This is a genomic window from Nitrospira lenta (assembly GCF_900403705.1).
Lineage (GTDB): Bacteria > Nitrospirota > Nitrospiria > Nitrospirales > Nitrospiraceae > Nitrospira_D > Nitrospira_D lenta.
The window spans coordinates 1-19,493 of sequence record NZ_OUNR01000005.1; the positions used below are offsets into that span (position 1 = coordinate 1).

Below are 19,493 nucleotides of genomic sequence, written 5' to 3' on the forward strand. Positions count from 1 at the left end.
TCTGGATGCTGACCGTACCCACGCCTTGTTTGCGGAAGATGCCTTGATTGGTGAACCGGTTATTAGTCCCGCCGGTTCCATAGGCCTGCAAAGTGCCGGCGCTGTTCGCGCTGAACGTGCCCGTGTTGAGAAGTTGGCCGCTGTTGAATTGCAGCCCCCCCGCCGTCCACGTCGCCGTCCCCTGATTCTCCAGCACCCGACTCAGTGTCACACCGCTCGTAATATCCAACGAGCCCGTCGAGGCAATGAGCGTTCGCCCCGTCCCGCTCAGCGTCCCGCCACTCCACGTCGAGGCTCCCATCAGCGTCAGAGTCCCTGTGCCTCCTACGCTACCGCTACTGAGGGAGAGGTTTGCTATCGACAGATCCGCATTGACGACGAGATTGTCGTTGTTGACTTGTACAGCGCCGGGCCCGGTCACGGTGGTGCCGGTCAGGAAGGTATAGGTTCTCCCTCCTGAAAAGGCCACGGTCGCTCCAGACGCTATGTTGAATTGACCATGGCTGGCGCTTCCCTGTTCAAGATTGAAGGTGCCCGCCTGCACATCCACAAGCCCGCTATTGTCGAAATTCACCGCCGTGCTGCTGGTTGTGACGCCAAGGGTCCCGGTGCCTTGCTTCTGAAGAATCCCTTGGTTGATAAACGAGTTGGTTCCTCCCGTCACTCCGCCTTGCATCGACAAGGTCGTAGAAGGGGCTGTCGTTGCGAGGACGCTGCCTTTATTGAGGAAGGTACTTCCGCTCATCGTGATGTTGGAAGCTGACCACGTCGTCGTTCCTTGATTCTCGAATGTGCCAATGAGCGTGTGGGCGTTTCCGGTTACGGCCATCGTTCCGGTTTGTCCCAGAACCACGAATCCTGTTCCGCCTATGGTTCCACCTGCCCAGTTTATAGCGCCGTTGATGTCTACCTCGCCCGCTCGGCTCAACGTGCCACTACTTAGACTGAGTATTCCATGTGCCCCAACGAGACTAGGATTGTTGATCCCGGAAAGTGAGAGTGACTGGGCGCCGATAGCGAGAGACTGAGTCCCTAGACTCCCGCCAAGGACTAGTCCTGTAATCGTGGAACTCACATCCATCGTGACGGTGTAGGTGCCGTCAAGCGTGACCCCAACGATGTCTACTGTTGTTGGCGCAACGCCACGGCTCCAATTCGCGCCAACACTCCAGTTGCCTCCCGCTGCATTGATCCAGTTATTTGTCGTCGCCGCGACGGTCGGCAAAGCGGTCGTTCCGACGAAGACATTGCCGTCGTAGGTTCCAGTCCCGTTCAGGCTTTCAAACTCGATTGTGTAACGACCTGTTTGGCTCAGAACTTTATCTTGCAATAACACGTAGCCGCCGGCGGTGCCTGCATCGACCGAACCAATTGAGACGCCATTGGGATCGAGAATTTCAACCCGGCCTTGAATGGCCGATGCATGCGGCATCAACTCAAGCGCCATATGCTGCCCGGCGGTTGCATCGAAGTAGAACGCATCGACTTCACCAGCAGTGGTGAAACTTTCATGAAGACGTGACCCTCCCGTTGCGGCAAATGCACCGGGAGGAAATTGGGCGCCTTCGACTATGGCAGGTTGCAGATTGGCGGCGTTGGTCAGTGTAACGGTCGCTAGTGTTGCCGGGTTGGCCGACATGAGCAGCCGCGGTTCGAGCGGTTCAATCATGAATGAACGGGTTGGATGGGGAGTGCGCCGCTGTTGCCGCCATTGCCGCACCCAACGCATCGCTCGGCAATAGGCCTGTTTCGCGTAGAACAACTGTGCGAGGCTCATACGACACTCCTCATTTTAGGGACACTGTGCAGGCACTCTACTCGATCATCCAGTGTTCCATCTTATTAGATATGCGATCTGTTGCATTCCGAACAGGCGCATAAGGTACAGGCTCGCCTTGCACAAGGTCAATGACTTTGGGAGCCTCAATAAACTATATTTCCATACAAATGGATGCATTACGTGAATACATTTATCCGCCCATCGAAGGAGGTTTGGAATGAGCAGATCCGTATTGAGAGAAACACTACGAAAATGAGCGGGGTGCCGTCCTCTTCCGCTAACGCTCGGCAGGCTACAGAAACACTGCGGGCTCAACAGCAATGCGAGGCTGACACCTCTAGATCGAGACACCATCTATCACACAGACCATTCCCATTGACGATGGGCGCAGCCCACTGAGCCTCCCTGCCCATCAAGGTCATTACCGATGAACGGTTTCCCCCTCAAGGCCCCAAGAACATTACCGGGCACTAATCACCCTGAGAAGGATAGACCGCTGGCCCACACACCACGGCAACGCCCTTGCCTGAGCAACAGGACGGTTAGTCCACAAATAAAGGCAAGAATGGCTGTCAGGAATTGAGCTGCTCCCAAAATGAAGTGCGTCGCTGAATTCCCGCTTCCTCCGCCCCGCTCACACAATCGCACTGCAACAGCTTTCAGCCAGACTCGTCCGATCACTACGCATTGAGGCTCACACTCGTTTGTGCGCGAGTGCACTGCGGTGCGCCCACGCACGGACCTTCCGCTCATCCCACGATGACGCCCATCTGCTACAGCAACTGCCCCGCACCTACTTTTCAGAATTGTGACGGTACTCCTGCAACTTAGATCAACAACCTGCGACCACGACCCACGGGTCCTGTTCTTGCTGATGATGTCTTTCACATCACGATCCACTTCAAAGGATGGCGCATGGACTTCATTTTGCCGATCGTTGCAGCAGGAGCACCACTTCTCGCTAGCGGCCTGATCGTTCTGCTCGGGGCTACACTGGGCGAGAAAAGCTCGGCGCTCGGGGTCAGCGCCTTGGCGTTGTCAACATTCGCGGCACTAGCTTCTCTCTATCATGTCGTTCAGAGCGGGCCTCTCCTCCTCACGTTTTCCGTGTCGCGCGCCGAACCTCTGTCCTACACGGTCCTCGTCGATCGGCTTGCCGCCGTCATGATGGTCCTCATCACCGGCGTGAGCCTCGTGATTCACCTGTATTCACAGCGCTATATGCACGGCGATCAGGGCTATATCCGATTCTTCAGTCTGCTCAGCCTACTGACCTTCGTGCTTCTGACCCTGGTCATGAGCGGACACCTCGTGTGGCTCTTCCTCGCCTGGCACACCATGACCTGGCTGCTCGCCTCCTTTATTTCCTTTCACCACGCCAATGCAGCGGCCCGCCAAGCCGGACGGACAACGCTGCTGATCCAAGGATTCGGAGATGTCGCACTCCTGCTAGCAATCGCGGTGCTCTATGCGGCCTTCGGCACGCTCGATTTGACGACGCTGTTCCATGCCATCGAGGCGATGCCGAGCCGTCCGACCATCTGGACCGGAACCCGGTTTGAACTGGATGCGATCACGAGCAGCACCCTGCTGATGGTCATCGCGATTATGACCAAGTCCGCTCAGTTTCCATTCCATAGCTGGCTGCCCGGCACGATCGAAGCGCCGACACCTGTATCGGCGATGCTGCATGCCGGCATCGTGAATGCCGGGGGGTTTCTGGTGAACCGCCTGGCGCCGCTGTTCGGCCAAGCACCCACCACGCTCTACGTGCTGTTCGTGGTGGGCGCGCTGACCGCGTTGATCGGCGCCTCGACCATGCTGACCCAATCGAGCATCAAGCGCACACTCGCCTACTCCACCATGGGACAGATGGGCTATATGGTCATGGAATGCGGCCTGGGCGCCTTCGCGCTCGCGATCTTTCATCTCTGCGCCCACGGTCTCTTCAAAGCCACGCTGTTCTTGAATTCAGGAGATCACATTCACAAAGCCCGAACCGAGTATAGGCTGCCCGAGTCTCGCGGCGCCGGCGACACCCCGGCGTTCTCATTCGTTCCCTGGGGAACCGGACTCGCCATCACGCTCATCCTGCCGTTGTTGATTTTGCTGATGGCTCACGGCCTCGTCCATATTTCCCTGTTCGAATCACAGAGCAGCATGATCTTTCTGTTCTTTGCCTGGGTAACTTCGGCACAAGCCATCTTCAGTCTCTACCGGCTGAACATCGTCGCCTCCTGGAAGATCTCGCTCACAATGCTCGCGACCCTGACCTTCATCGGATTGACCTATCTCTGGGCGGGAGAAGCCTTTACGCACTTCCTGTATCCGGCACCGGAACATGTCGCCGCCTATTTCCAAGCGGCCGCCTGGCACCAGGGCCTCTTCGATAGCATCGTTATTCTATCGGCCCTGATCATCATCGGAGTCTGGATACTGCTCTACGGCCACGCTCACGGCTACCGGCCGATGTGGCCGGCGTGGCTCGGCACCCTGCACACCCGTCTCTACGTGGCGTTCCTCGGCGGCCTCTATATCGAAGATCTGTTGCGGGCCCTGCGCCCGAAGCTCACGCCGATACGCCCGGCTTCTCGCCGGATACCCCGCTGACGCGGGAAGACCCGTGATGTCGAGCAAGACCAAACCGGATCCTGAAGCGCCGACGCGGACACGTCGGATATGAAAGAGTCTCAACCGAGGAAGGAGTCACCATGAGCGGCCTGACATTGCATCCGATGAAAGAAATCAAAATCATCGTACAAGGCGACCAGTTGAAGTTTATTACAGACCTGCTGGACCGGACCGGCGCGACCGGCTATACCCTCATCAATAATATCTCGGGCAAGGGCCACCATGGATTTCACGAAGGACACCTGTTGTTCAACGACACGAGCAGCCAGGTCATGGTGTTCACCGTCGTTCCGGAAAACAAAGTGGAGCCGATCCTGGCCGGCCTGGGTCCGCTTTTCAATCGCCATTCCGGCGCCATGTTCGTGACCGACGTGACGGTCAGCCGGCGAGAACATTTTGCCCCCGCATGAGCCGCCCGCTCAGCCGGACTCCCGCACTGTTCTCTCGACGGGTTTACCGTCAACTCGGTATACTGCATCGAATCGTGATCGAGTCCGAGCATCACCACCAGCCCGATTCATAGGGACCACCGAGATATGCCATCCGCCCAATCCGGCGGTTCCCGCGAACCCACCGTGGCACAACCGGAAATCGCCGCCGCCGAAATTTTGGCGTGGGTCAGCGACTGCATCGAGGGGGGACTCTGCCTGATCGCCCGCGGCATCCTGTTTTTTGAAAATGCACAGTTCGGCGCACTGGTCGAAACACCGGACGAGGCAGCTCTGTCCGCGATGAAGCCCGGCGGGTCTTTACGCGCGCGCTTGTTCGCCGACGCCCGCGCGTGGAACGAGGCCTCCCTGGGGACACGCGGCACCACGGCCTATCACCTGGCCGGTCGTGACGGACATCCGCTGATCTATGAATGTCGCTTCAACGTGGTCCCCTTCCACGGCGGCACCGGCGTACTCCTCCTCCTGCAGGACGTGACGGAGAGAACCCTCCTTGCGCACGAAGCCTCCCAAGTCGCACGGTTCCAATCGGTGTTGGCGAAGATTGGCACCCTCGCTGTCAGCGATGCCTCGGCTCACGATCTGATGAACGAGGCCGTGCGGCATACAGCCCACGCGCTGCACCTGGAATTGTGCAAAATCCTGATCGCCAGAGAGTCCGACGACCACCTCGTCGTCGTGGCGGGAATCGGCCTCGAAGAGGGACTGATCGGCAAACTGACGATCGAAGGCGGCACCCATTCGCAAGCCGGCTTTGCTATTCGCGAGCGGCTGCCCGTTGTCGTACGCGATCTCCGAAACGAAACTCGATTTACCCCCTCCAAGCTCCTCACGGAACATGGCGGCATCGCCGGCATGTGCGTCCCCATGCTCGTCGAAGACCGTGTCTACGGCGTCATGACCGCTCATGCCAAACAGGTGCGAGACTTCACCGAGAAAGAACAGGAGTTCCTCTGCGCAGTCGCGAACACGGTCGCCACGGTACTGGAACGGCGGCGGCGAGCCGACACCCAGCGCGATCTCTATCACCGGCTCTTTATGTCGGCGCAAGACGGCATTCTGCTCACTGACACCGACGGCCGCATCCTGGAATGGAACCCCGCGCTGGAACGGATGACGGGCTGGCCCCGCGAGGAAGCCCTGGGCCGGCGCCCCGGCATTCTAAAATCCGGCAAGCACACCCCGGAATTTTACGGCCGCCTGTGGGAGACCCTCCGCTCAGGGCAACCGTTCGTCGACCGCTTCGTCAACCGGCGCAAAGACGGCTCTGAGTTTCTAGTCTGGGAAAGCGTCAGCCCCGTAAAAGACCGGGACGGCACCACCCAATTCTATATGGCCATTCTCACCGACTTGAGCGAGCGGGAACAGATGCTGGAAGCGCTCCGCCATACCGAGCAAATCAAGCTCGTAGGACAATTGGCCGGAGGCATCTTACATGAAGTGCGCAACCCCCTGATCGGCCTCGGCAGCCTCGCCACCCACCTTGCCGAGCAAAGTCAGCTCCCTCAGTCCGCCAGGGACCGCTGCCGTCTTATCGCACGCGAAGCGGCCCGAATCGACGAGCTACTTGAATCTCATCTGGGACAGATGCGGCCGCGGCCATTCGATCTTCGCCCCTGCGACCTTCCCTCGCTCATCGACGACACGCTGGCCTTGCTTCGCCCCAACCTCTCCAAACAGCGCATCGCGGTGCGAAAGACCATCGCGGACGGCGTGCGGACTATTGAGGCCTCACGCGCCCATCTTCAGCAGGTGTGCCTAAACATCACGATGAATGCGATCGACGCCATGCCCGACGGAGGCGAACTGGCAATCACGATCAGTCCCGCAACCAAGCGCGGCGCCGGCGTCCTGCTGCGCTTCTCGGACACCGGCAAAGGGATTCTGCCGGACAACTTGGAGCGGATTTTCGAACCCTTCTTCACCAACGGCAAGGCCAAAGGCGTCGGACTCGGTCTGACGATCACGCACGACATCGTCGAGCGCCACGGCGGACAGCTGTCCATTGACAGCCCGCCTGGCAGCGGCGCGGTAGTGGAGGTGTGGCTGCCGATGACACACGAGGCCTAACATGAGCTGGCAATTGCTTCTGGTGGAAGACGAGCCCTCCGTTCGCGAAGCCTTTGCGCTCCGGCTGAACGATCAAGGGTACGTCGTGCAGACCGCCGACTCAGGGGAAGAAGCGTTCGCGCTGCTGCGCTCGTTCGAGCCAGACATTCTCATCCTCGATCTGGTCATGCCGAACCTCTCCGGCCTCGATGTCCTGGCCCGGGTCAAACAGATGTCGCCCCATCTGCTGGTCATCCTCTTAACGGCACGAGGCACGGTCAAAGACGCAGTGGAAGCGACCAAACTCGGAGCTTTCGACTTCGTCGCGAAATCCATCGACATGGAAGATTTGCACCACGCACTCCGCCGGGCGACCGAGCTGCTCACCCTGCAACGCCAGGTTCGGTTGCAGAGCGGGCACAACACGGAACGGTATGCGCTGGATCGCATCACTGGCAAGAGCCCCGCCACGCTGGCGTTTCTGAGCCAGCTCAGGGAATTGGCCAAAAGCGATCGCGTCACCGTGCTGCTTCAAGGCGAAACCGGCACCGGCAAGCAGTACATGAGCCGCGTGATTCATCACAACAGTGCCAGGGGACAGAAGCCCTGTATCGAGGTGGACTGTCCGTCGATCCCCCGCGAGTTGTTTGAAAGCGAATTGTTCGGCCATGAAAAGGGGTCGTTCACCGGTGCCCTGGGACGCAAGACCGGATTGATCGAGATGGCCGAGGGTGGGACGGTCCTCTTCGATGAGATCGGCGATCTCCCGCTTCCGTTACAGGCCAAGCTTCTCCGCGTCATCGAAGAGCGGACCCTCCGCCGCGTCGGCGGATCAGCGACAATTCCGGTCGACGTCCGATTCATGGCCGCGACTAATCGCAATCTCAAGGAGGCGGCGGCGAAAGGCGAGTTCCGCGAAGATCTCTACTTTCGATTGAATGTGGTCACCTTGACCGTCCCGCCGCTCCGCGAACGGGCCGAGGACATCATCCCCCTCGCCGAACAATTCATGGCCCGCTCCGCGGTCGCCCTTAAAAAGCCGGTGCGCGTACTCGGAGAAAGCGGCCGCGCGGTCCTGCGCCGCTACGCCTTTCCCGGCAACGTTCGCGAGCTGAGCAACCTCATCGAGCGGGCCGTGCTCTTCTGTCAGGGGGACTCGCTCGAAGCCGAACATTTTCCGGCCGATGTGGAAGCCCATCAGTCCATGAGTCCTCACGCAAAGGCCCTCTCCGCGCCGGCCTCCCCCCATCCGGACGACCCGAACAGCGTGCACCTGACGTTTCAACTCGGCAAACAATCGCTCGCGGATCTGGAAGACCGCATTATCGCCGAAGTCCTTCAGCGCTCTGACGGGAACAAAACCCTCGCGGCCAAACACCTCGGTATCACCCGCTGGATGCTCGACCGGCGCCGGAAACCGTAGACCCAACCAAGGGTGAGAGCGCTGGCGCACCGCACTGCAATATCGCACGTGCATCTACGCACCTAACTCCCGATACCTCCGACTCGCGTTGAGACCATCGGAACCTGCGCCCCTCATTACCCCTTAAAATCGTACGCTTTATGACGCCCCTCTCGCACGAACGCAGCAGGACCGGCGATTGCATTGATCCGGTATCGACGCGCCGCACTCGACAAGCAAGGGCCGATGCTCTCCGAACAAAACGGCGCAAGTCCAAATCTGGAGACCGCAATGATACTGAGGCTCACCATTTTCGCCGTGCTCGTGGCCGGCCTGTTCGCGCCAGGCTCGGCATCGGATGCGGCGGATCCCTCGCCCACGGAGCAGGTGATTCTGTTCGTCCTCGAAGGGGTTGATCGACAATCCTTGAAAACCGGACCGATGCCTGCCCTCTCGCGTTTGGCTAAGGAAGGAGCCGCGACTTGGTCGGCCGGTATGGTCGCCTCTCCAAACCGTCTCCCCGCAATGGCCTCCCTCCTTACCGGGCTTCCGGTTGAGCAGCACGGCATGACCTGGGACACGTTCGAATTCAGCCGGGGCTATCCACGACCTCCGACAATCTTCGACTACCTCGACCTGAGCAGAGGCCTGGACAGCGCCATCTTCTTCATGGACGAGTCGCTCTACCAGCTCGCGAAGCCGGAACCCTACACCGATTATCAGGTGTGCGGACCGCTGAAGCGAGAATGCAGTCCGGAGCGGCTCGTGTCCTACATCAGACAATACTTCCGGAAAGCGTCGAGTGGGCACGGCTATGGCCACGCGATCCTGGCGCTGCCGCATCTCCTCGTCGTGCACTTGCCGGATGCGGGACGCGCCGGCACCGCCCACGGATGGGACTCGAAGGAACATCGTGCAGCGCTGCGATCGGTGGATCACGCAATGGCGTCGGTACTCGCGATGTTCAACGACCACGGGCTGCTCGCGCACACAACGGTGTTCGTGACGTCTTTGAGCGGAACCGGTGCGCGGCAGGGAGCGTCCACCACCGTCTCATCACCCGTCCCATGGATCGCCTCCGGAGCTGGGATCAAGAACGGGCATGTGATTCGCCAGCCTGTTTCGATTATCGATACCGGCGCCACCATACTGCGCGCCTTTCAGATTGCCACGCATACCGAGTGGGAGAGCCGCGCCGTCGAGGAAATCTTTCGCGACACACCCGGCGGCGCCGTGACTTCGACGGGAGGACGATAGGCGATTATGAATAATGTGACCCAGAGACGGCACCTCAAGCGAACCGCCGCACTGGCGGTCGGCGCCTTCGCCAGCCTGCTGGCCGTTGCCACCGGAGGACTCACGGCGCAGGCGGATGGACTCCAGGCCGAAGAACGGACGTATGCCATTACGATTGATGCGACGGCGATTGTGTCGCAAAGTTGGTGGCACGTGCCGGGAGTGACTCCGTCGATCTGGACGTCCGATCCTGAAACATCCGATGCCTATCGGACGACGGAGCCCCGGCTGCTTCAGTTACAGCCTGGCCGGTACAAATTTATCAGCTTCACCTTCGATTTTCCCTTCGAGGTCACGCCGGCGGGCATGGTGGAGTATGCCCCCTCGCTCAATCAATGCGTGGAGGGACGGGGCACCTCAACGCTGATCGTGCGATGCAAACGAACCTACCCATACGGGGGAACGCCCGAATACTCACTCACTCCTTGAACCAGGGACGGAGAGGCGCGCTGAACGCCGTGATGCAACCGAGATACTGAATGTCCGTAGCTCCCGACTCTGATCGCTCGGCACACTGGAACAAATTTGTGTTCCGGGAAGCGATGCGCCACCGCATCCCGGAGTCTGTTCGGACACGCGTCGACAAGATGGGATTCCCCGTCCCAACCAGGGCATGGTTCGCGCATGACCTCTATGAACCCATGCAGGACCTTCTGGCGACCCGAGCCATGCGCGAGCGAGGCATCTACAACGTGAGGGCCATCGCGCGGAGCCTTCAGCGACACCGAACCGGACATGTGGACGTAGCGCAAGAACTATTCAACGTGGCCCAGTTTGAAACGTTGTCCAACCTCCTGAAGGGCGATCCGGCTCTGCGCCCATCCGGACATTGATGAGTGAGCCCGATGACCCAGCCCACCACGCCAGAGGAAGTCGTGACGACTCATCGCCGCACGATCATTGCGTGGAAGGGCCAGGGAACACCACGCGTACTCATGCGATGCAGGCGGACCTATCCGTATGGGGAACCGCTGGAGCATCTATACGCAGCCTAACCCAGTACCAGTGAGGCACTATGGAAACGCACCGTCATGTAACGAAGCGGCTGTTCATGCTGCTGACAATAGCTGGGCTGACACTGAGCCACGGCGAGTGTGCGGCGGCTGGAAACGCACCGTGGAACACTCACGCAAACGAAGCGGCCCGCCTGGCGTTGCGGTATGCCAACGCCTTGGCAACGAACCGCGCCGATGATTGGGCCCGCCTCGACTTAGGCTGCCTCAGCCGCTTGCGCGCGGCGGGGGCCGGGTCGCCGGACAATCGAAAACGGGTCGCGCGCACCTGCTACGACGACACCGTAAACGCCTATCGCGCCATGCTTGAAGACACCGTCGAGCCAGGCGTGCTCGGCTCGACGGCGCGCGGGCGCAGCTTGGGTCTGCTGTCAGAAACCCATCGCCACGCCAGTCTCTGGAAAGACTATCCCCCCGCGCTCTTCCTATCGCCCGCCGCAGTCCGATCCAGCCTCGCGACACCGCCGACGGTCGAACTCCGCACCGTCTCCCCGACACGTCCCATTGCTATCGCTCAAGGCACCGCCATGCCCTCGACAGTCGGCGGCACACTGGTCGAACTGGTCGTCACGTACCCGGATCCCTTCGCCGCACCCAGTGCCCTGGCGCCCAATGAAGTCTGGTGGGCCAGCGGATCGGCTCGCCGCTACCAGCCGGTCCACAGTGTCGTCATCCGGCTGGTCGTCGTCAGCAATCTACGCCGCCTCGGCTACGCGGAGGATCGCGCCGTCGTCAACGAAGTTCTCCCCGATGCGCCGCATATCCCCGCGACATCCTATGGCATCAACCCAACCGATGCAGCGCTTCAGCCCGAGATCAGGGGGCAGTTCGTCCTGGGCTCAGCCAGGTGGTGGACCCGCGCCCTGGCGGGCGAGCGATATTCCGCTGTGCTCAAGCAAGCGGAATTGACAGCGGACAAGCGAGAAAAGCGGGCGCTGTTCGCCTCACTGTTGTCCCTCGATCCAACCGATCCTCAGGTAAATGCCCAACTGGGCACGCTCGAATTCGAGTCCTTCCTCCGCGAAGGACTGGCGAAGGCAGGCATCGGCGCGGCTGATGAAGCCATGAAGCGGCAGGTAGCGGAGCTGTACTGGAATCTGCTGGCCCAGACCTGGCGCCAGGAACTGACCGACGTCGCCGTCGGACATTCACCTGCGGCGGACGCCTTCTATGCTGCCTTTCAAGCGCTTGAAGCTGCGGTCGGAACCGGAACCGCGTCACCGGAATTACAGCGCCAACTGGGCCTGCTCCACCGGTGGAATAACGATGTGCCGTCGGCCCTTGCGCTCCATGAGCCGCTCCTGCTCGCCATAGGAAAAGAGAATCGCCCGGCACGCAGCCGGTTGCTCGCGGACCTTGCCTGGGACCGCATTCAATGGGTGAGCTGGGAGCGGCGCTACGATCATCCCTGGCTTCAACAGGCTCAGGACGAAGCGCGCCAGGCGATGGAACTGGCCGATACCCCGATCGCGCGATTGGTGCCGGCTCAAGCCCTGCTGCTGGCTGAAGCCTTGTCCGTCACCCGAACGCCCGACGGCCTGGACGCGCGGCTCCATGCGGTGAAAGACCATCATGAACATCTGAGCGGCGTGACCGGCTTGTGGCCCTACCTCGTCGGAAACGATGTAGTGAAGGCGTTGGTCCCTGACGGCCGGCGCGTGACACTGCCGACGCCGGTGCGCGCCCCCGACGTGCTCAACGTAGAAGTCCACGCGAAGCCCCCGCAGCAGGATATCGTCTGGCAGTGGAACTTCGATCAGGATGCGCCCGAGACCGTGCCAACCGGATTCGTCGTGCTGAGTACGCCCGGAGCCGACACCGCGGGTTGGCGTGTGCGGCCTGACGGACAGCTCCCCGTACCTGGCCAATTGGTCATCCAAGACCGCCCCTGCGGGACGGATACTTGCGCCCATCTCCTGTTGGCTGATCGCATCCGCACCACCTATCCGGACGCCACGGTACAACTCGCCGAGTTATCACCAGGCAGCGGCGGGGAAGCCGGGCTCGCCCTGGCGGTGCGCGATAATCAAAACTTTTACTCCGTCACGCTCAGCCCCTCGACCGGCAAGCTGACCACGCGCCGCGTCACCGACGGCCGCACGATCGTGCTGGGAGAAATCACCGTGAAGCTCGCCCAGCGGCCATGGCACAGCCTGCGGGTGCAACGGATCAACTTCCTTCACCTGGATCGCGGACGCCTGAGTGTGTTTGTCGACGGCGCTCAAGTCGCCGCGGTGGCGGACGAGTGGATCACACAGGAAGGGTCAATCGGACTGATTACACTTGGGCAGACCGCAGCACAATTCGACGGACTCCATCTGCTCGATCTCGTGTCGAATCGCACACTCTCCGGGCCGGCGGCCTATTGAAAAGGGGCATCCCCGTGCAACACCTCAGAGAGCTGGAAGATCAGAGCGTCTACATTCTTCGCGAAGCCTACAAACACTTCAACGAGCTCGCCATGCTCTGGTCGATGGGCAAGGACTCGACGGTGCTGTTATGGCTGGCCAGGAAAGCGTTCTTCGGTCACGTGCCGTTTCCGCTCGTGCACATCGATACCGGCTACGAAATGCCGGAATTGATCGACTATCGCGATCGCCTCGCCAAGGAGTGGCACCTCAATCTCGTCGTCGGCCAAAACCGGGAGGCCCTGGCCGGCGGCATGGGCCCTGACCGAGGCCGCGTCACCTGCTGCACGGCGATGAAGATCGAGGCGCTCAAACACACCATCGCGACGCACAAGTGGACGGCCGTGATTCTGGGGATTCGCGCCGATGAGGAAGGCACGCGAGCAAAAGAACGCTATTTTTCATTGCGCGACCAGCACGGCGAGTGGAACTTCCGCGACCAGCCCCCGGAACTGTGGGACCAATACAAAACGACGTTTCCCGCCGGGTCGCATGTGCGCGTGCACCCGCTGCTTGACTGGACCGAGCTGAACATCTGGGAATACCTCGAACAAGAACGGGTGTCTCTTCCGAAATTGTATTTCGACCGGGGCGCCGGCACGCGCTATCGCAGCCTGGGATGCGTCCCCTGCACCGGAACCGTCAATTCCTGCGCCAACACGATCCCACAAATCATCACCGAACTGCGCAGCACGACTATCGCCGAGCGATCCGGCCGGGCGCAGGATGAAGGGCGCGGCATGGAGACGCTCCGTAAGCTGGGGCACATGTAATCCAAGCCGCCTCCGCAACCCTCACCGGCTGACGCCAATCCCAGGCCGTGCGCGGTCGCACTCACGTGCATCCTTGCACCGCCGAACAGACTGGCCATTGACCCATCGCACGCACGTGAATTCGGCCGGGTTGTTCTTTCCTGATTTTCCTGCGAACACGGCGCTCTCTCTGTCAGATAGCGGTCGGCCTCATTCTTGCTGAACCGTACGGTCATCACGGGGGAATCATGAACCGCTCACACCATTGCACGGACACCGACCGTATGGAGTTACGCTCCTACGTGAACTTGGCCGGAGAAGTCGTGGCCCGGCTCTGGCCGATGCGGACGTTCATCTCCCGCAACCCGCTACAGGGGCTTGAACATCTGCCATTTTCTCAAGCCGTCCAACTAGGGACCGAGCGATTCGGCGGAGCCGGCTACCTGTCGCCTCAGCTCTATCGTGAGGCCCATCGCGCAGGGCGTATCTCCGACGATGCGATTGACCAGGCCCTGGCGCCATTGGTACTCGATGACTCCATCCCGTTGGGATCCCGGATCCTGTCACATCGCGATGTTTTACGCGCGGCGCTGATTCACGATATTGAGCCGTCGGAATTCCTCTCGCGGACATCAGCTCTCGCCGAAATGGATGCGGAACGGTCGCTCGCGCTCGTGAACGCCTGGATGGAGCAGCTCCCGTCTGCAGACCAACGGCCACAGCCGCCAACCCGACGTCAGGCTCACTCCACGGAATGGCCTTTTCGTGAAACCTTAGCGACCTGGTGCGACCGCACGCTCGGTATCCGCATTGTGGAACGGATAGACCGCGAGATGATCAAGTGGTGCGTCGCCTTCTGCGACGAAGGAGAAGCGGCCTGGTCGATGCCCCATCGGGAGGAAACGTTTTTTCGAGCCTGGAAAATGTCCGTACAGCACGACTGGACACTCTCGCTGCTGGGTATCAGACAATCAGCGGAAAAGATTCGGGCGCTCTCAGACCGTCCGGAAGACGCCCTTCTGGAATCACTCCACCTGATGCAGATCCCCAAGGCCTTGTGGCAAGACTATCTGTCCCTGCATCTGACCGCCCTACCCGGCTGGTCGGGCTTCATCAAATGGCGCGCCGACCAGACAGCGGATCCGTGGCAAGAGGCCTATCGCATTGACTTGGTCAAATATCTCGCGGTCCGCTTGTTCTACGAGCGCGAGTTGATCGACCTTGCCTGCCGATCGGAACTCGGATACCCGGGAAACTTCCAAGCCCTCCATGCCTATACGCACCGATTCCCCTATGCCTTCTGGTTCAGACGTGTCCTGAACGCGGGGCAGGCCTCCAAGCAGGCCGTCGTCGAAACTCGCCGGCTCCGCCGCCCGTGGAGCGCAACGCAGCCGAATGACTGGGACCAGCTAGGACGCAAATGGCATCGCCAACAACGGAGCGATCAGCAAGCCCAATCGGCCAAGACCCTCGCAGAGGCCCTCACCCGCCTCGCCGACACATTGGGCCTTGGCCCCGATGCACTGACAGATGCCTCCCCTGATATACGCGAACAATTAGCCAATTGGCTGCGCGCATTCCCCCCCCATATGCGCAGCATGAAATGGCTCGAAGCAGCCGAACTGACCGCCGAACGAACCGTGCTCATGAAGCTGACGCCGGATGAATCTCAAAGCGTACGGTCTGAATCACCGGCTCCCGCCAGATCGTTGGCGCAGTTTGTGTTCTGCATCGACGTCCGGTCCGAAGTGTTCCGGCGTCAACTTGAGCAGCGCGGCGGCTACGACACCTACGGCTTTGCCGGATTTTTTGGCCTGCCCATCGCGTACCGATCTCTCGATGAGCCGCACGAAACCGCGCTATGCCCGGTTTTGTTGAAGCCCAAACACGTCTTGCGAGAAGTCCCTCGAACCTACAACGGCGACACGGCCCAGCGCCGCAGAACCATCGTCTCCGCGGTGAAAGCCGGTCAAGAACTGCTGCACGATCTGAAGCATAACGTCATCACCCCCTATGTCATGGTCGAGGCCGTGGGGTGGTTCTTCGGCTGGTCACTTCTAGGGAAAACGCTGTTCCCAAACTGGTATCACCGCATCGCCGAATGGTTTCGCCGCACACTGATGCCGGCCGTGGCCACGTCCGTCACGGTGGATAAACTGACCCGCCATGAAGCGCATGAGATGGTAGCCGCTGAGCAACGGATGCGAATCTTGCGATGGCTCAGAACGCACCACCAGGTAGAAGGGGCTCTACTGACACCTCAGCGGCTGGAGCACATCCGGTTGCAGGCGTTGTCCGACGCGCCATCTTCTCCAATGGGGCCCGGCGGTCTCGACCGCCTGCTGACACTCAGCCCGCCCCAGAAAGCGACGATCTTCGAGAGTCTCCGCCGCGAATGCCGTATGACGGGACGCGACAACGCGACACGGATCGACCACATTACACGCACTGGGTTCACCCCCACCGAGCAAGCCTACTATGTGGAAACCTCGCTGCGATTGATGGGACTCACCTCTTCATTCGCGCGGCTCATCTTTCTGTGCGGACATGGCAGTACCTCTCAAAACAACCCCTACGAATCGGCGCTCGACTGCGGCGCCTGCGGCGGCAGCCAGGGGCTTCCCAATGCCCGGGTGTTCGCCACGATCGCCAATCGGCCGCAAGTTCGGGATCTGCTGGCCGCGCGGGGCTTTGCGATCCCAAGCGACACCCATTTCGTAGCGGCACGCCACGACACCACCACGGACCGCCTGGATGTGGGCGATCTGGAGGACATACCCTCCACCCACCGCAAGGAATTGGCGCAAGTCCTGGAGGACATCGCGATGGCCGGCGCCGAAGCGGCTCTGGAACGGTATGGCAGACTCTCTGGCAACGAAGTGAAGCCGGTTCGGGATACGGCGCTTCGTGCGATCGAGCGGCGCAGCCGTGACTGGGCTCAAGTCCGCCCGGAATGGGGGCTGGCCAGGAACAGCTGGTTCATTATCGGAAACCGCCGCTTGACGACCAGTCACACGCTGGAAGGCCGCGCGTTCCTCCATTCCTATGACCATGCGGCCGACCCTGACGGCAAATTGCTCGAGATCATCATGACGGCGCCGTTGATCGTAGCTCAATGGATCAACAGCGAATACTATTTCTCTACCGTGGCGCCTGACACCTATGGAAGCGGCAGCAAGGTCTACCACAACGTGACCGGCCGTATCGGCGTGATGACCGGGAACCAAAGCGACCTGCGCATGGGACTGCCTGTTCAGTCGGTCATGAACGGCTCAACGCCCTACCACGACCCGCTCCGTCTCACCGCCATCATTGAGGCGCCGCGGTCGCGAGTGCACACCATCATCCTCAGACAGCCGCTTCTGGAGACACTGTTTCATAATCACTGGCTGCGCTTGATCGTGCTGGAGCCCGAGACCCGAACCTACTACCGTTACGACGGCACAGGAGGCTGGGACGCCGTCGCTCAGACGTCCGCCGGTCAGCTCGCGGGCGCGGGCGTCGGACAGGGGTAAGCGTCTCCGGGACAGCCAGGGGATGCGTGCGCAGGAGAGGTCTATGCCGGACAGAGAGCCGAAGAAATATCCGCCATACTGGGCCGTCGCCTTCTCCTCATACCAGGAGATCACGGATTTTCTACGCGAACTCGAAACCGCCTGCATCCTGAGCGGTCGCCCATCCGACGGCACCGTCCGTTTCGGAGCCATCGCCAAATGTCTTCAGACTCTCGATCGTCCAGACCGCGCCTATCGGTCCGTGCACATTACCGGCACCAACGGAAAAACCACTGTCAGCCATATGATTGCGGCGCTGCTCCAAGCGAGCGGCTTGAAGGTCGGGCTCTACACCAGCCCCCATCTCGGGCACTTTCGAGAACGAATCTCGATCAACGGCCACCCCCTCGGCGATCAAGAGCTGGTGGATGCCTGTAACCAGCTCAAGTCGCTGATGGACGACGCCGACGTCTCAATGAGCCCGTTCGAATTCCTGACCGTCGCGGCCTTCTTCGCATTCCGCGCCGCCAACATCGACTATGCCGTGGTGGAGGTCGGGATCGGCGGGAGAGCGGATGCCACCAACGTCATCGCGCCGGACGTCTCGGTCATCACAAACGTGGATTTTGACCATATGGACATCCTCGGAAATACCCTCGCGCAGATTGCGGCAGAGAAATCCGGGATCATCAAGCCATTCACCCCGGTTGTGTGCGGCCCACTGCAAGACGGGCCCCGGTCGCTGGTGCTCTCCCGCGCGGAGCGGCTCAAGTCGCCGGTGTTACTCATGGGACAGGATTACGACAGCACCAACTTCGTGCGGACCGGCTATCGTGGAACGTCCATACTGCGTGTCGGACCGAAGGCGTGGCCCGGCATCACCGTCAATTCGCCTGCGGCATTCATGGCTACGAATGCGGTCCAAGCGGTCGCAGCATATGATGTTCTCCGATGCCGCGGGTTGGTTCCTCCATTGGACGAACCGGTCCTTCGGCGCACGTTCGAGCAACTTCAGTTGCCGACCTGTTGCGAAGTGCTGGCCGGGGATCCGACGATCGTGATTGATGGGGCGCACAACGCCTCAGCCGCCGCCAATCTCTCCTCAACGATCCGAAGCATCCGTGATGGCCGCCGAACGGTCCTGCTCGTCTCGCTTTCGCGAGAGAAAGAGATCGGCAAAATCATCCGGCATCTGGCCGATGCGGAAGCTGACCGAGCCATCTTCACCCGATATCCCGAGAATCGTGCGGCCGCCCCTGAGGATCTTGCCGCAATCTGGCAATCCTGTACGTCGGCGTCGACAGACATTGCGAATAACCCCGCTGAAGCGTTTCAGAAGGCCGTGCAGGCAGCAGGGCCTCTTGGGCTCGTTGTGGTAACCGGCTCCGTGGAACTGGGGGGCTATTGCCGCCCCCTCGCACAGTCTGTCGCATCCAACGCTGACATATAGCTAAACGCTTCGGCATGCGGTGATCCTCTTGAGACACCGCACCTGGACCACAATGAAACGGCACTGAGAGAATATCCATGACGGCACAGCGATATACCGCCTCAGCCCATACGTGGAGGCACACCCAACGAGTTCTTATTGTGGATGACGATCCGAACGGACGAGAAGGCCTCACCGCCTTCTTTAGAGACCGCCAGTGGGATGTCCTGGAAGCCGCCTCAGGCCGGGAAGCGCTGGACACCATGGAGCACCACGGAGTCGATGCGGTGTTCTTGGAGGTTGCCGCGCAGGGCGTGGACGGCCCCGAAATACTCAGGGCTCTACGGCGGCACGTTCGAAACCTGCCGATCGTGATCATGGGCACACTGATGACGCCAGAGTTGCGGCGTGTGTGGCGCAGCCGGGGAGCCATGGACTGCCTGGTCAAGCCAGTTGAGCCTCGGATACTGTCGGCGTTGCTCATTGCGTGGGTGCCGTCCTCAGGGTTTGCAGATAGTTGAACAGCGGAGACGACTGTGATTACCAATGGGAAATGGGAGAAGACGAGATGCGTGACTACACGCCAGACAATCAGCGGATATCTGTGAGCCGAGCGATGGGGCTGTGCCGAAGACTCTGGAGCGTCACTCTGATACTCACGGTGCTCGGATTTCCCGAAGCGTCGCACGCGGTTACCGCATCCGCACAACAAGTCCAGCTCAGGCCGGACCATGCAACGCCCGGCGCCACGGTGGTGTTGAGCGGCAAGGGGTTGGGGCACTTCAAGTCC

Annotated in this window: 14 protein-coding genes; 13 read left to right on the forward strand and 1 reads right to left on the reverse strand. The window is 60.6% G+C overall.

What is annotated here, in order from left to right; genetic code table 11:
* Window positions 1-1,777 (reverse strand): LEPR-XLL domain-containing protein (locus NITLEN_RS06190; protein WP_121988740.1); only part of this gene is annotated, 1,777 nt, incomplete at its 3' end.
* Between the two features lie 918 nt (window positions 1,778-2,695).
* Between NITLEN_RS06190 and NITLEN_RS06195 the strand changes: the two genes are divergently transcribed.
* From NITLEN_RS06195 to NITLEN_RS17860, 13 genes are all read left to right on the forward strand, one after another.
* Window positions 2,696-4,390, forward strand: a complete 1,695-nt coding sequence (locus NITLEN_RS06195; RefSeq protein WP_121988741.1) for an NADH-quinone oxidoreductase subunit 5 family protein — start codon at window positions 2,696-2,698, stop codon at window positions 4,388-4,390.
* A gap of 101 nt (window positions 4,391-4,491) precedes the next feature.
* A complete protein-coding gene (locus NITLEN_RS06200; protein WP_121988742.1) occupies window positions 4,492-4,821 on the forward strand; it encodes a P-II family nitrogen regulator in 330 nt (109 codons plus the stop codon).
* A gap of 126 nt (window positions 4,822-4,947) precedes the next feature.
* On the forward strand, window positions 4,948-6,930 hold the full coding sequence (locus NITLEN_RS06205; protein WP_121988743.1) for an ATP-binding protein: 1,983 nt from the start codon (window positions 4,948-4,950) through the stop codon (window positions 6,928-6,930).
* A gap of 1 nt (window position 6,931) precedes the next feature.
* Window positions 6,932-8,332, forward strand: coding sequence for a sigma-54-dependent transcriptional regulator (locus tag NITLEN_RS06210; RefSeq protein ID WP_121988744.1), 1,401 nt, complete (start codon window positions 6,932-6,934; stop codon window positions 8,330-8,332).
* A 270-nt stretch (window positions 8,333-8,602) separates the two neighbouring features.
* Complete coding sequence (locus NITLEN_RS06215) at window positions 8,603-9,568, forward strand: alkaline phosphatase family protein (RefSeq protein ID WP_181416679.1); 966 nt, start codon at window positions 8,603-8,605, stop codon at window positions 9,566-9,568.
* 6 nt (window positions 9,569-9,574) lie between these two features.
* A complete protein-coding gene (locus tag NITLEN_RS06220) occupies window positions 9,575-10,036 on the forward strand; it encodes a hypothetical protein (RefSeq protein WP_121988746.1) in 462 nt (153 codons plus the stop codon).
* A 50-nt stretch (window positions 10,037-10,086) separates the two neighbouring features.
* On the forward strand, window positions 10,087-10,440 hold the full coding sequence (locus tag NITLEN_RS06225) for an asparagine synthase-related protein (protein ID WP_121988747.1): 354 nt from the start codon (window positions 10,087-10,089) through the stop codon (window positions 10,438-10,440).
* A gap of 182 nt (window positions 10,441-10,622) precedes the next feature.
* Window positions 10,623-12,989: a tetratricopeptide repeat protein gene (locus tag NITLEN_RS06230; RefSeq protein ID WP_121988748.1), complete on the forward strand. Its 2,367-nt coding sequence runs from the start codon at window positions 10,623-10,625 to the stop codon at window positions 12,987-12,989.
* A gap of 14 nt (window positions 12,990-13,003) precedes the next feature.
* On the forward strand, window positions 13,004-13,801 hold the full coding sequence (gene cysD, locus NITLEN_RS06235; protein ID WP_121988749.1) for a sulfate adenylyltransferase subunit CysD: 798 nt from the start codon (window positions 13,004-13,006) through the stop codon (window positions 13,799-13,801).
* 227 nt (window positions 13,802-14,028) lie between these two features.
* On the forward strand, window positions 14,029-17,295 hold the full coding sequence (locus NITLEN_RS06240; protein WP_121988750.1) for a DUF2309 domain-containing protein: 3,267 nt from the start codon (window positions 14,029-14,031) through the stop codon (window positions 17,293-17,295).
* A gap of 43 nt (window positions 17,296-17,338) precedes the next feature.
* The gene (locus NITLEN_RS06245; RefSeq protein WP_181416680.1) at window positions 17,339-18,724 is read left to right on the forward strand and encodes a bifunctional folylpolyglutamate synthase/dihydrofolate synthase; all 1,386 of its coding nucleotides are present in this window, start codon (window positions 17,339-17,341) and stop codon (window positions 18,722-18,724) included.
* A 77-nt stretch (window positions 18,725-18,801) separates the two neighbouring features.
* Entirely contained in the window at window positions 18,802-19,224 is a 423-nt protein-coding gene (locus NITLEN_RS06250; protein WP_121988752.1) for a response regulator transcription factor, read from the forward strand.
* A gap of 47 nt (window positions 19,225-19,271) precedes the next feature.
* Window positions 19,272-19,493: hypothetical protein (locus NITLEN_RS17860; RefSeq protein ID WP_146216114.1), on the forward strand; the 222-nt coding region annotated here is incomplete at its 3' end.